Origin of the sequence: Novosphingobium resinovorum, assembly GCF_001742225.1 — a bacterium.
Lineage (GTDB): Bacteria > Pseudomonadota > Alphaproteobacteria > Sphingomonadales > Sphingomonadaceae > Novosphingobium > Novosphingobium resinovorum_A.
Genome location: NZ_CP017075.1, coordinates 3485927 through 3498987, shown reverse-complemented (window position 1 = coordinate 3498987; position 13061 = coordinate 3485927). Strand labels below are relative to the sequence as shown.

The 13061-nt window shown below is 67.8% G+C and carries 16 protein-coding genes; 6 read left to right on the top strand and 10 right to left on the bottom strand.

Annotation, left to right across the window (positions count from 1 at the left end):
• Positions 1-27: 27 nt before the first annotated feature.
• Positions 28-699, bottom strand: a complete 672-nt coding sequence (locus BES08_RS16315; protein ID WP_008829331.1) for a glutathione S-transferase family protein — start codon at positions 697-699, stop codon at positions 28-30.
• Positions 700-874: 175 nt separating this feature from the next.
• On the opposite strand from BES08_RS16315, the gene BES08_RS16310 reads away from it, so the two are divergent.
• On the top strand, positions 875-1261 hold the full coding sequence (locus tag BES08_RS16310) for a VOC family protein (protein WP_008829330.1): 387 nt from the start codon (positions 875-877) through the stop codon (positions 1259-1261).
• A 141-nt stretch (positions 1262-1402) separates the two neighbouring features.
• Here BES08_RS16310 and BES08_RS16305 read toward each other — a convergent pair whose 3' ends face one another.
• Entirely contained in the window at positions 1403-2347 is a 945-nt protein-coding gene (locus tag BES08_RS16305) for an acyl-CoA thioesterase (protein WP_008829329.1), read from the bottom strand.
• Between the two features lie 132 nt (positions 2348-2479).
• Here BES08_RS16305 and BES08_RS16300 point away from each other — a divergent pair, with 132 nt between their 5' ends.
• Positions 2480-3109, top strand: coding sequence for a LysE family translocator (locus BES08_RS16300; protein WP_069708936.1), 630 nt, complete (start codon positions 2480-2482; stop codon positions 3107-3109).
• A gap of 3 nt (positions 3110-3112) precedes the next feature.
• Here the strand turns inward: BES08_RS16300 and BES08_RS16295 are convergent, their stop codons facing one another.
• The 4 genes from BES08_RS16295 to metX all read right to left on the bottom strand — a co-directional run bounded on the left by BES08_RS16295 (position 3113) and on the right by metX (position 6038).
• The gene (locus BES08_RS16295) at positions 3113-3802 is read right to left on the bottom strand and encodes a hypothetical protein (RefSeq protein ID WP_083274717.1); all 690 of its coding nucleotides are present in this window, start codon (positions 3800-3802) and stop codon (positions 3113-3115) included.
• A gap of 87 nt (positions 3803-3889) precedes the next feature.
• Positions 3890-4501 carry a methionine biosynthesis protein MetW gene (metW, locus tag BES08_RS16290; protein ID WP_008829326.1) on the bottom strand — a complete coding sequence of 204 codons (612 nt, stop codon included), beginning with the start codon at positions 4499-4501 and terminating at the stop codon, positions 3890-3892.
• A complete protein-coding gene (locus BES08_RS16285; RefSeq protein ID WP_069708934.1) occupies positions 4498-4932 on the bottom strand; it encodes a GNAT family N-acetyltransferase in 435 nt (144 codons plus the stop codon). The genes metW and BES08_RS16285 overlap by 4 nt, the downstream gene beginning before the upstream one ends.
• Complete coding sequence (gene metX, locus BES08_RS16280; protein ID WP_008829992.1) at positions 4929-6038, bottom strand: homoserine O-acetyltransferase MetX; 1110 nt, start codon at positions 6036-6038, stop codon at positions 4929-4931. The genes BES08_RS16285 and metX overlap by 4 nt, the downstream gene beginning before the upstream one ends.
• 57 nt (positions 6039-6095) lie before the next feature.
• Between metX and hisC the strand changes: the two genes are divergently transcribed.
• The 3 genes from hisC (at position 6096) to BES08_RS16265 (ending at position 9028) form a co-directional block, all read left to right on the top strand.
• Positions 6096-7223: a histidinol-phosphate transaminase gene (gene hisC, locus BES08_RS16275; protein WP_083274716.1), complete on the top strand. Its 1128-nt coding sequence runs from the start codon at positions 6096-6098 to the stop codon at positions 7221-7223.
• Positions 7220-8134, top strand: a complete 915-nt coding sequence (locus tag BES08_RS16270) for a prephenate/arogenate dehydrogenase family protein (RefSeq protein WP_069708933.1) — start codon at positions 7220-7222, stop codon at positions 8132-8134. Before hisC ends, BES08_RS16270 begins: the two co-directional genes overlap by 4 nt.
• A gap of 114 nt (positions 8135-8248) precedes the next feature.
• Positions 8249-9028: a transglutaminase-like domain-containing protein gene (locus tag BES08_RS16265; RefSeq protein WP_069708932.1), complete on the top strand. Its 780-nt coding sequence runs from the start codon at positions 8249-8251 to the stop codon at positions 9026-9028.
• Here the strand turns inward: BES08_RS16265 and BES08_RS16260 are convergent.
• Genes BES08_RS16260 through ftsE form a run of 4 tightly spaced genes read right to left on the bottom strand, consistent with a single transcriptional unit; the run spans position 9025 to position 11927 of the window.
• Entirely contained in the window at positions 9025-9729 is a 705-nt protein-coding gene (locus tag BES08_RS16260) for a lysophospholipid acyltransferase family protein (protein WP_008829996.1), read from the bottom strand. The two genes, BES08_RS16265 and BES08_RS16260, sit on opposite strands and share 4 nt — an antisense overlap.
• Positions 9726-10265, bottom strand: a complete 540-nt coding sequence (locus BES08_RS16255) for a YdcF family protein (RefSeq protein WP_008829997.1) — start codon at positions 10263-10265, stop codon at positions 9726-9728. Before BES08_RS16255 ends, BES08_RS16260 begins: the two co-directional genes overlap by 4 nt.
• Before the next feature lie 31 nt (positions 10266-10296).
• A complete protein-coding gene (locus BES08_RS16250; protein WP_036525963.1) occupies positions 10297-11217 on the bottom strand; it encodes a cell division protein FtsX in 921 nt (306 codons plus the stop codon).
• A complete protein-coding gene (gene ftsE, locus BES08_RS16245; RefSeq protein ID WP_008829999.1) occupies positions 11214-11927 on the bottom strand; it encodes a cell division ATP-binding protein FtsE in 714 nt (237 codons plus the stop codon). The genes BES08_RS16250 and ftsE overlap by 4 nt, the downstream gene beginning before the upstream one ends.
• A gap of 150 nt (positions 11928-12077) precedes the next feature.
• Here ftsE and BES08_RS16240 point away from each other — a divergent pair, with 150 nt between their 5' ends.
• Positions 12078-12950 (top strand): MJ0042-type zinc finger domain-containing protein, encoded by an 873-nt coding sequence (locus BES08_RS16240; RefSeq protein WP_069709307.1) that lies wholly within the window; start codon positions 12078-12080, stop codon positions 12948-12950.
• Positions 12951-13061 lie beyond the last annotated feature (111 nt).

Genomic DNA, 13061 nt, shown 5'->3' with positions numbered 1-13061 from the left:
TGCGGCCTTCGCGGGGACCGGAATCTATCAAGCATCGACTTCGGCGTAGTGGCTGGGCGGCTGGATCACTTCCATGCGCTCCGACAAAAGCGGCCGAAACGAGGGCCGCGACTTCATGACCAGATACCAGCCGCGCGCCTGCTCGTGGCTCGACCAGTCGAGGCCGCCGAGATAGTCCGCCACCGACAGCTGCGCCGCCGCGGCGAGGTCCGCCAGCGTCATCGTCGCACCGGCAAGCCAGGGCCGGTTGTCGATCAGGTAGTCGATGTAGTCGAGGTAGTCGTGCGCCAGCTTCATCGATTCGCGCAGCGCCTTGGCATCAGGCGCCTGGCGGAACACGAGGCGTTTCTTCATCCGCTCCAGCAGCAGCGGGCCGGAAACGTCGTTGTAGAAGTTCTCGTCGAACATCGCGATCAGGCGGCGGATCTCGGCCCGCTGCTGGGCGGTCCCGCTGATCAGCGGATAGCGATCCACCGTCTCCTCGAAGTATTCGCAGATCGCGCGACTGTCCGACAGCACGAGGCCCTTGTCGGTTTCACGGATCACCGGCGTGCGTCCGGCCGGGTTCATCGCGAAGAGGCGATCCTCGCCTTCCCACGGTCGCGCGGTCTGGAGTTCGTACGCGATGCCCTTTTCTGCCATGAGCAGCCGGACCTTGCGACTGAAGGGGCAGAGCGGGAACTGATAGATGTGCCACATGGCGATCCGGAATGCCGAAAGGGCACGGCCCCGTCCATTTCACGGAGGCGGGAATCAGGTGGATAAGTCCGCGCTCCATCCGTTGCGCGATATCTCGCGCCCCTGCGCCTCCGCTCGTTGACCCCTGCCCTGCGCGCCGACACTCTCTCCGCAAACGGGAAAGGGAGAGGAAACCGTGCTGCTCAAGTCAATCCGCCTGGGGTCGAACGACCTTGCCAGGACCCGCGCGTTCTATGACGCGACCTTCGGTGCGCTGGGCCTCGCACCCTGCTCGACGCCGGACCAGTACCCGATCGTGATGTGGGACCTTGGCGGCGTGCGCTTCCTGCTCGGCCCGGCGCGCGACGGCGAGGCGTGCACGCACGGCAATGGCGGCACGATCCTGTTCGACGCGCCGGATCAGGATGCGGTCAGGACTTGGCACGCGGCGGGCCTGGCCAACGGCGGCACCGACGAAGGCGCCCCCGAGGCCAAGCCGCAGGCGCGCGGCGCCTTCGGGGCCTACCTGCGCGACCCCGACGGCAACAAGCTCGGCGTCTATTCCGGGCTGAGCATGGGCTGAAGTGTGATCGCCTGCGACTATGCCGCCGTCATCCCCGCGAAGGCGAGAACCCATCTCCCGATGCTTCATGTTGCACGGGCATCAGTTGGGTCCCCGCCTTCGCGGGGATGACGAAAATTGGAAGCATGTCGAAGAGGGTGATCACGCCGCCCGCTCCACCACGACCATCGTGAAGGTCGAGGTTGCCGAGTGGCGGCGTTCGCCGTTCATCAGGTTCTCGGCCCAGAGTTCGACGCGGATGAGCACCGAATCGGGGCCTGCCATGACGACCTCGGAGATCAGCTCGATCATCTCGCCCTCGCGGATGGGGGATTTGAAGTCGATGCGGTCGGACGTACCCATGATCATCGGGCGGCGCATGTGGCGGCTCGACGCGATGAAGGCGGCGCGTCCCATCATCTTGAGCGCGTCTCCTCCGAACAGCGAGCCGTAGTGGTTGGTCTGCGCCGGGAACACCATGTCGACCATGTGCAGCCGCCCGGTCTCGACCGAAGGCGCGGGCTCGGGCAGCGGCGGGAACGGGAGCTTCGTATCCGGTCCCTTGGGCGCGACGAGGACGAAAAGGCCGCGCGTGCAAAGGCGGCGCTCGCCGGTGAGCGGGTTTTCGGCGACCAGTTCCACTTCGACATCGACCGATCGGGTGCCGACGCGGGTGATCAGGCCGGTCGCCTCGATCAGGTCACCGATGCGGCCGGGGTTCTCGAAGTCGATGCGCTCGGTCCGCGCGGTGACGAAAGGCGCGCGGGCATGGCGGGCGGCGACGAGGAAGGCGATCTTGTCCATGTGCGCCAGCGCGACGCCGCCGAACAGGGTGCCATGGTGGTTGGTGTCGCCGGGAAACACGGCGTCGATAAGCTGCACCGCGTGCGCGGCGGGAGTGGTCTTCAGGGTCATGTCATACTCGTCGATTCGGGTCACGGTCGCCGGACGCCCTCCCGAATACGAATGGGATACGCGGCCGTCGGCCTGGTCGGGAATCGTCTCCACGGGATGGACGACCGGCTCGGCATGGAGGGGGCGATGCTGCGCCCTTGGCCGGTCTGTCAGCTGCGGGCGCGGCGAGGCGCCCGGCAGAAGGCGGCGCACCTCGCAGCCGGGCAGGCTCCGGTCAAGCGAAAGGGCAGCGATTATCTTGCAGCTTGTGCCACTGGTGTTGCCTTGTCCGCACCTCGGGCATAAGCCGCGCCTTCTTCAATCCCGTGCAAGGACCTGCGCACCGTGACGCTTCATACCTGGTGGCTTTTCGTCGCCGCCGTCTTCGTGGTTTCCGGTACGCCGGGGCCGAACATGCTCCACGTCCTGTCGCGCAGCGTCGAGATGGGCGCGCGGCGCAGCACGATCGCGATGGCGGGGTGCCTCTGCGCGATCTTCCTGCTGATGGGTTCCTCCGCCGCCGGACTGACGACGCTGCTGCTGGCGCTCCCGGGTTCGTTCGAAGTGCTGCGCTATGCCGGTGTGGCCTATCTGGTGTACCTCGGGGTGAAGTCCTGGCGCTCGCCCGTGGCACCGCTCGACCCCACCGAGGGCGAACTGCCGCCCGCTCCTTCGAGCCTTGCGGTGTTCCGGGGCGGCTTCACGATCGCCATCAGCAATCCCAAGGCGATCCTCTTCGCGGCAGCCTTCTTCCCGCAGTTCATCGACCCCACGCTGCCCAAAGTGCCGCAGTTCGCAATCCTGCTCAGCACGTTCGCCGTCATCGAAACCGGGTGGTACTGCGCCTATGCGCTGGGCGGCCGTTCGCTGGCGGGCTACCTCACGCGCCCCGCAATCAAGCAGGCGTTCAACCGGGTGACCGGCGTGTTCTTCATCGGCTTTGGGCTGGCGCTGCTGAAAGCGCGGCCGCACTGACGCTCACTTGATCTCGCGGGTGACGTTGCCTGCGGGATCGAGCAGCCTCACCCCCGGCGTCCCGTCTGCACCCACGCCCAGTGTCAGGCGCGGGCGGCCTTCGGCATCGCTCAGCACCAGCGATGCCTCTCCCTTGGCATCGCGGCCGAGCCAGATGCGCCGGGCCGACTCGAAGCCTGCCTCGGTCAGCAGCCGGTCACGCTCCGGTCCCGGCGCCATGTCGCGCAGGCGGCGCCCCGCCGCCACGTCCATAAGCCTGTCCGGGCGGTCGGTGACGATGACGCCGACACGGCGCGCCTTGCCGTCCTCGGTGCTCACCATCTGCAGCGTCTGGTCCTGGTGGTAGCGATCGAAGGTCAGGCTGCCGCCGTTGGTCGGCACGCCGTTCTTCATCCCGCCGTCGAAAACGAGGCCGCCATTCTCGTCGCCCTGATCGTTGAAGAAGATCATCCCCGCTTCCTGCCGGTTCGGGTGGGGATGCTCGACCCCGCCAAGGATCAGGCCGGGAATGCGGGCCTTGCCGGAGATCGTCATGCGCAAGGTGCCGTCGGGTTCGCGCACGTTGATGCGCTGGACGTCGATGGTGTCGAATTTGGTGGCAGGCGCCGAAACGGCGGTGAGGCCGAGCCACACCGCCGCCAGCGTCATCACTGCAGCATAGGCTCCGACGGCTTTCGAAGCGTCAATTCGCAAGGATCGTCTCCCGGAAGAGCGCGGGCAACCCGGCCCGCCGGTTCCGAGAGAGAATCATGCCTCGCCCAGCAAGGCAACCCTCGCGGCTCAGCCCCCGCGCGAGAGCAGGAACACCGCGTGCTCGGCGCGGAAGTTCGCCGCCGCCGCGCTGCACTGGGTATCGCCTGAAAGGAACCAGCGTCCCTCCACCGTGATCCCGCGTTCCTGCAGCAGCGCGCGGAAATCGTTCACCGTCAGGTGGTGGATGTTGGGCGTCTCGTACCAGGCGATCGGCAGCAGGCGCGTCACCGGCATGCGGCCATTCCACAGCAGCGAGGTGCGGACCCGCCAGTGCGCGAAGTTCGGGAAGCTGACGAAGGCCTTGCGGCCGATGCGCAGCAGTTCCTCCAGCACCATGTCCGGCCGCATCGTCGTCTGCAGCGTCTGCGACAGGATCGCGTAGTCCACCGACTTGTCGGGATAGAACGCAAGGTCCTTGTCGGCATCGCCCTGGATCACCGAGAGGCCCTTGGCCACGCAGGCGCCTACGTTCAGCGCGTCGATCTCCATACCGCGCGTGGCGCAGCCTGAACCGTCGCGCAGGGCCTGCATCAAGGTGCCGTCGCCGCAGCCGACGTCGAGCACGCTGGAATCCAGCGCGACGTTCTCGGCGATGATCGCAAGGTCCGGGCGCAGGCCGGTCTTCATCGCGGGGGTCATGACGCCACCTGCAACTGCGCGGCGAAGGCGGCCGAGAGACGCTCCATCAGCCGCTCGGGCCGCATCAGCGGATTGAAGCCGAGCGCGGCGTAGACACCGTGCGCGTCGGCGGTGGTCAGCGCGAAACGGCGCACCGTCTGATAGTCCGGATGGTCGAGGAACCACTGCACCATGCGTCGGCCGAGGCCCGCCCCACGTGCAGGCTCATCCACCCAGACGTCGGCGAGCCAGGAGAAGCTGGCGTAATCCGTGATCATGCGGGCGAAACCCACTTGCCCGTGTTCGGGGTGATAGGCCCCGAGACAGTGCGAGCCCGCGATCTGGCGCTCGACCTGTTCGATCGCGATGCCGGGCGTCCAGTAGCTGGAGGCGAGCCAGCCATGCACGCGCGCCACGTCGAGGCGGGTCTTGTCGTCGGAAAGAACGATCATCCGATGAACCCCTGCACCACGCGGTCGAGCGCGGGCACGTCGAGCAGGAACGAGTCATGCCCGAACGGTGCGGAAAGCTCCACGAAGCTCACCGGCAGGCCCGCTGCGTTGAGCGCGTGAACGACATTGCGCGATTCCGCCGTGGGATAGAGCCAGTCGGTATCGAAGCTGACGAGGCAATACCGCGCTTTCGACTTCGCGAAGGCATTGGCCAGCATGCCGCCGTGCTCTTCGGCGAGGTCGAAATAGTCCATCGCGCGGGTGATGTAGAGGTATGAGTTCGCATCGAAGCGGTCGGTGAACGACAGCCCCTGATAGCGCAGGTACGATTCGATCTGGAAATCCGCGTCGAAGCCAAAAGTCTTCTCCTCGCGGTTCTGCAGGCGGCGGCCGAACTTCTCGGTCAGGCCCGCTTCCGACAGATACGTGATGTGCGCGGCCATGCGAGCGACGGAGAGTCCCTTCTCCGGCCCCTTCCCGAAGGCGTAGTAATCGCCCTCGCGCCATTCGGGGTCGGCCATGATCGCCTGACGCCCGACTTCGTGGAATGCGATGTTCTGGGCCGAATGCCGCGCAGTCGAGGCCAGCACCAGCACCGCGCGCGTACGCTCCGGGAAGTTGGCGGCAAGGCTGAGCACCTGCATCCCGCCCATCGATCCGCCGACAAGCGCGTGAAGGCTGTCGATCCCCAGAGAATCGAGCACAGCGATGTGCCCCCGTACCATATCGCGGATGGTGATGACCGGGAAGCGCATGCCCCAGGGCGTACCGTCCGGGCCGTCACTGGCCGGGCCGGTCGAACCCATGCACGAGCCGATCACATTGGCGCAGATCACGAAGAAACGGTCGGTGTCGATCGGCTTGCCGGGGCCGACCATGCGCACCCACCAGCCGGGCTTGCCGGTCTTGGGGTGGTTCGACACGACATGCTGGTCGCCGGTCAGCGCGTGGCAGATCAGGATCGCATTGTCCTTGGCCGCATTCAGCGTGCCGCAGGTCTCGTAGGCGATGCGCGCGCAGGGCAGCATCTGCCCGCCATCGAGCAGCAGCGGCATGTCGAGGTCGAGGTGGCGGTTCTCGATGGGGGGATTGAGCACGGTTGCCATGATCCGAGCCCCAATAGAGGCTCAATCGGGCTCTGTCATTAGCCGCCATGGTGCGTTATGGGGCCGGCCGTCATGAGCGAAACGATCACCACTCCGAAAGCCCCGACTCCCAAGCCCTGGATCGAGGCGATCCACGCCTATGTGCCCGGCAAGTCGAAAGGCAAGGACGGCCGCCCGCTCATCAAGCTCTCCGCCAACGAGAACCCGCTGGGCACCAGCGAGGCCGCGCTGGCCGCGAAGGCCGCCGCGCCCGCGCTCTATCCGGACCCCGACAGCACCGCCTTGCGCACCGCGATCGGCGCGCGCCACGGCATCGATCCGGCGCGCGTGGTGATGGGCACGGGCTCGGACGAACTGCTCAACCTTGCGGCGCAGGGCTATGCGGGCCTCGGCGACGAGGTGATCTACGTGCGCTACGGCTTCTCGGTCTACGACATCGCCGCCCGCCGCTGCGGCGCGACGCCCGTGGTCGCGCCCGATCTCGACTACGGCACCGACGTCGATGCGCTGCTGGCGCTGGTGACGGAGCGGACCCGCGTGGTCTTCGTCGCCAACCCCAACAACCCGACCGGCTCGTACCTGCCCAAGGGCGAGATCGCGCGCCTGCACGCTGCCCTTCCCTCCGACGTGCTGCTGGTGCTCGACCAGGCTTACGGCGAATATGTCGCGCCCGAGGACGAGGACGGCGCGCTGGCGCTGGCCGCCGTGCATGACAACGTGCTGGTGACGCGCACGTTCTCCAAGATCTTCGGCCTTGCGGGAGAGCGCATCGGCTGGGGCACCGGCGCGCCGGGTATCATCGCCACGCTCAACCGCATTCGCGGGCCGTTCAACGTCTCCTCCACCGGGCAGGCGATGGCCGAGGCGGCGCTGGCCGACGCCGCGTTCGTCGAAGCCAGCCGCCTCCACAACCGCGACGAACGCGCCCGTTTCGTCGCGAAGCTGGAGGCGCTCGGCAACCACGGCCTGCGCCCGCTGCCCAGCCAGGCGAACTTCGTGCTGACCCTGTTCGAAGGCGCCCTCACCGCCGAAGCGGCGTTCGATGGCCTCGCGGATCGCGGCTACATCGTCCGCTGGCTGCCTGGACAAGGTCTGCCGCAGGCGCTGCGCATCACCATCGGCAAGAGCGCGGACATGGACGCGATCGCCGATGCCCTGCGCGAAATGGCGGAAGCCGCGAAGTGACCTTTGCCAGCATCGCCATCATCGGCTTGGGCCTGCAGGGCGGCTCGATCGGCCTCGCCGTACGCGAATTCCTGCCCGAGGCACGCACCACCGGCTTCGACCTCAGCCCCGAGCACCGCGCCCGCGCCGCCGAGCGCGGCCTCGTCGACAAGGTCTGCGCCACCGTCAGCGAAGCGGTGCGCGAGGCTGATCTCGTGATCTTCTGCGTGCCGCCAGGCGCGATGGGCATCGCCGCCGAGCAGGTGCGCGGCGCCCTGCCCGCGACCGCACTGGTCAGCGACGTCGGCTCGTCCAAGCAGGCCATCGCCAAGGCGCTGGGCGAGGCCCTGCCCGACCACGTCGTCATCCCCGCGCACCCCGTCGCCGGCACCGAGAACTCGGGGCCGGACGCAGGCTTCGCGCACTTGTTCCGCAACCGCTGGTGTATCGTCACCCCGCCTGCCAAGGTGGACATGGTGCGGTTGTCGCAGCTCGTCGGCTTCTGGGAAGCGCTGGGCGCCAACGTCGAGATCATGACGCCCGAGCACCACGATCTCGTGCTCGCAGTCACCAGCCACTTGCCGCACCTCATCGCCTACACCATCGTCGGCACGGCCTCCGATCTGGAAGACGTGACGCAGAGCGAGGTCATCAAGTATTCGGCCGGCGGCTTCCGCGACTTCACCCGCATCGCCGCTTCCGACCCGACGATGTGGCGCGACGTATTCCTGTCCAACAAGGACGCGGTGCTGACGATGCTCCAGCGCTTCACCGAGGACCTGACCGCCCTCCAGCGCGCGATCCGCGTCGGCGACGGCGAGCAGTTGTTCGATACCTTCGCTCGCACGCGCGCGATCCGCCGCTCGATCATCGAGGAAGGCCAGGACGACGCGCGGCCGGACTTCGGCCGCGGGGATCACGAGGGCCGGTAAAGCACGTCATCCCAGCGAAGGCGGGGATGACGGCCACTTTGTTTATCGGGGCTTGGAGCTACCGGGCATCTCGTGCTTTGAGCGGGCGAACCTCCTGCTCGAGAGCCCGACGCCATGCAGCTATCCATCCAAACCATGCTTGAATACGCCGTGCCCGGCCCCGTCGACGTCCTGCTCCAGATCGAGGCGGCGATCATCCCCGAGCAGCGCGTTCTGCACGCTCACATCGAGCTGCCGCCGCTCGAACATTTCGCCCGCGTTCCCGCGCAGGCCTGCATCGGCGAACGCATCTGGCTGCGCATCTCCGCGCCGCTGACGGTCCGCTACGAGGCCACGGTAGAGGTCGATCGCTTTCTCGCCCCCGTGGACGGGCTCCCGGCCGTGCCCCCGCACAGGCTGCCGGGCGAGACGGTCGATTACCTGATGCCCTCGCGCTACTGCACCTCCGACACGTTCCACGACTTCGTGGAGAGCGAGTTCGCCGGATTGCAGGGCGGCGCGCGCGTCGGCGCGATCCGCGACTGGATCGCGGGCACGCTGACTTACGAACCGGGCTCCAGCGACGCCTTCACCACTGCCGCCGACACGTTCCAGAGCCGCAAGGGTGTCTGCCGCGACTACGCGCACCTGATGATCGCGTTGGTCCGCGCCAGTGCCATCCCGGCCCGCTTTGCAAGTGCCTACGGCATCGGCGTCGAGCCGCAGGATTTCCACGCCATCGCCGAAGTCTTCCTCGACGGCGCCTGGCATCTCGTCGATGCCACCGGGATGACCACGCCCGACCGCGTCGCCAAGATCGGCGTCGGGCGCGACGCGGCGGACGTCTCGTTCCTCTCCAGCTTCGGCGAGGTGGAAATGCTCTCGCAGACCGTCCGGGTCAGCGCGGCGCGCTAGATATTCAGCGCATTGATCGCGGCGTGGACGCGCGCCTCGACCTCGTCTCGCGGGAGGCCGGGGGCGATGCGTTCGCCGACGCGCAGGGTGATGGTCCCCGGCTTCTTCCAGCGGCGGTGGTAAAGCCGCCCGCTGTCGACAGCCACCGGCACCACCGGCAGCCCCAGCAGCTTGTAGAGACCCGCGAAGCCCGACTGCAGCGGCGGCCGCTCTCCCGTCTTCACCCGCGTGCCTTCGGGGAAGATCGCCAGCGGCCGGCCCTGCGCGGCGAGACCACGCGCGCTCGACACCATGGTGCGGAGAGCCTTGGCGCCCTCGCCACGCTCCACCACGACCGCGCCATAGCGGCGCAAGGCCCATCCCCAGCCGGGAATTTCAGCCAGTTCCGCCTTGGGGAAAGGGGCCGGACGCTGCATCTGCGCGGGCAGGTCGATCGCCTCGTAGAAGCTCTCGTGCTTGATCGCGACGAGCACGCCCTCGTTCGGCAGTTCCCCTTCGATGACAAGGCGGATGCCAAGCAGCCAGCGGGCGCACCAACGGTGGAACAGGCCCCAGCCGCGCACGGCGCGGCGCAGCGGCTCCTCGCCGAACAGCGACCCCACGAAACATGCGGTGACCATCACGATCGTGCCAGGATAGAACACGACATAGAACAGCAGCGAACGCACAACGTCGAGCGGGTTCGCCCTTTCGGAATTCATCGCAGGGCTTCCCAGAGGTTGAGCGCGGCACGGGCCAGCAGCTTGTGATATTCGAGGAACAGCGTGCTCAGGCTGGGATGCGAGGGCACGCCGTCCAGTTCCAGCCGCACGTCGTCGGGAAATTCGCGCGCGATCTCCAGTGCGGCGCGGCGCATGTGCCAGTCTGCCGTGACGAGGCGCACGGACTTGGCATTGTGTTCGGTCACCCACTGCACCGCCTCGACCGCGTTGGAGCGGGTGTCGTAGGCCCGGTAGCCCAGCGTCACGCAGCAGCGCATCAAGCGCGCGGGTACGCGGAACTGGTGCGCGAATTCGCGGGGACGCACCTCCCGATCGACGCCGGAGACGAGCATGTCCGGCGCTTTGCCCGCCTCCAGCACCTTGACCGCATGCTCGATGCGGCCCTGGCTGCCGGTGAGGACGATGATCGCGTCGGTCTTCACGCTCGCGGGCAAAGGCCCGGGCAGGGAAACGGCGAACCACAGGAACCCGAAGGCCCAGAGCAGCACGACAGAGGCGGTGAAGCGACGAAACATAGATGAATAGCTATATAGGGGTTTGCGCCGGTTACAGCATCTTTCGCAGGGCGTGCAGCACGGTGAGCCGCGCCGTCAGCATGGCGAGCAGCGTCGCCAGCACCGGCACCACCGCAAGGATCAGCCAGTCGCTCCACACCAGCGCGCCGCTGTCGACCAGCCCCGCACCCAGCCCCTCGAACCGTCGCCCGAGGGTGAGGATCACCACCATCGCCAGAGCGAGTCCCACCGCGCCGCCGCCGGCTGCGTCATAGCCGATCGAGCGCTGAAACACCCGCGCCACTTGCGCGTCGGTGCCGCCGAGCAGGTGGACGATCTCGATCGTGTCGCGGTTCGCGCCCAGTGCCGAACGTGCCGCCAGCAGCACCGCCGCCGCCAGCGCGCCCGCCAGCAGCGCGACGATCACCATCGCCAAGACCTGCAGCGACACCATCGCGTCGAACACCGGCCTCAGCCAGTTCGACTGCGCATCGATCCGGGCAGACGGCGCCACCGGCGTCACCCGCTTCGCGATCGCGGCCAGTTGCGCCGCGCTCGCAGGGCCGTTCAGGCGCACGTCGATGAGCGCCGGAACTGGGATCGCCGAGCCGGTCGCCGCCGCGATGCCGGTGCCCAGCCAGGGTTCGATCAGCGCGTCCAATTCCGCCTGCGGAACCTGCCGCAGCCCCGCGACGCCGGGCATCGTCTTGATCGCCTCGACCGCGCGCGCGGCTTGCGCTTCACGCACGTCAGCCCGCGGCTCGATGATCTGCACGGTGACGCCGCCGTCGATCTCGGCCTTTGCCGCCGAGACCGCATTGCCAAGCGCCAGCCCGGCCGCGAGGGCGATAGCGGTCATCGCCACCATGATCGCGATGACCCAGGGCATCGGCCCGGACATGCGTCCCTGCGGGATCAGCTCGACCCGGCTTCCGGCGGTGAACCATCGACCCAGAACCGACGAGCGCCTCACGTCAGCTTCCTTGGCGGATAGCGCAGCGCGCCGGTGGGATCGGAAAGCCGCCCCTTGTCCAGCCGCATGATGAGGCTGTCGGGCACCTTGCGCAGCAGGTCGAGGTCGTGGGTGGCGACCACCACCGTCGTGCCCTGCCGGTTGAGCATCTCGAACAGGCGGATCAGCTTGGCAGCCATGTCCGGATCGACGTTACCGGTAGGCTCGTCCGCCACCAGCATGGCGGGGCGGGCGATGACGGCGCGGGCGATGGCAACGCGCTGCTGCTCGCCGCCCGAAAGCGTGGCGGGGCTGGCGTCGATACGGTCGGTCAGACCCACCCATTCGAGGATGTCGCGCACCGGCCCGGCGATGTCCTTCTCGGCATGGCCCGCCACGCGCAGCGGCAGCGCCACGTTGTCGAAGGCGGACAAGTGCTCGATCAGGCGAAAGTCCTGGAACACCACGCCGATCCGCCGCCGCATCACAGGGAGCCGGGCACGCGGAAGAGTGATGGCGTCGGTCCCGAACATGCGGATCGCCCCGCGCGAGGGCCGCTGCGCAAGGTAGAGCAGCCGCAGCAGCGAAGTCTTGCCCGCGCCGCTCGCGCCGGTGAGGAAATAGAACCGCCCCGCATGGAGCGTGAACGTCAGGTCGCTCAGCACCTCGCGATCGGTGCCGTAGCGAAGGCCGACATTGTCGAAGTGGATGATTTCCCCGTCGCTGGTCATGCTCGTCAAGGATCGTGTTGCACAGTCGGACCGAACGGGCGACCTTCATGCCTATAGCCATCCATGCATGTGGAAAAAAGAGCGTCATGGCGCGAACCCACAGGCGAGGCGCTTGTCGCGCGCGAGCAAGCCGTGCTTATGAATGCGATCATGATCATCGCCTGCCCTGCCTGTTCCACGCGCTACGCTGTCCCCGACAGCGCCATCGGCGTGGAAGGTCGGACCGTGCGCTGCGCCAAGTGCCGGCACAGCTGGTTCCAGGAACCAGCTGAACTGGAAACCGAAGGCGCTTTCGCCGCGCCGGTCGAGGCCGAAGCGGCCGTCAGCCCGTCGCCGGTACATGCCGCGCCCGTGCAGCCAGCTCCGGAGCCGGTTTCCCAGCCGATCCCTCAGGCTGCAGCACGACCGGCGCCGCGCCCCGCCGTCGTGGTTCCCCGCGCCCCGGAACCGGCTGCCGAGGCCCCGCGCTCCGAACCGATGCCGCCGCCGGCACCCTCGCGGCGCCCCGGTCCGGTCTACTACGACGACACCTCGATCAAGCCTTATTCCGACGAAGGCCCATCGAGCTTCGACTTTTCGCCCCCGTTCCGTCCGCGCCGCAACTGGTCGCGGATCGGCACGTTCGCCGCGATCGCCTTCGCCGTCGCGACGCTGGGCCTTGCCGTCGCCGTCGCCGTGGGCGGGCTGCCCGACTGGCTGCCGATCCCGCGCGCGACGTTCAGCCAGGCCCAGCCCGACCTCAAGCTGGACTTTCCGCGCGGCCGCCAGGATCGCAAGCCGCTGCCCGACGGCACCGAGTTCTTCAGCGTGAGCGGCACGATCACCAACATCGGCGCCGAGACCCGCAAGGTGCCCTCGCTGCTGGTGGTGCTGCGCGACCGGCGTGAAACCGTGGTCTATGCCAAGGAAGTCGTACCCGCGAAGAACCGTCTCGCCCCGGGCGAGACGATCACCGTCAACGAAGCCCTGACCGACATCCCCAAGTCCGCCGCTGCCGCCGAGATCGGCTGGAAGCCCGACTGACCCCCGCGCCCCTCCCCGCCGGGGAGGACGCGCCAATGCCGTGACAAATCGTTCATTTGCCGCGCGCGCGCCGTGCCCGCAAACACCGTCAAGAGGGCATTAACCCTCACG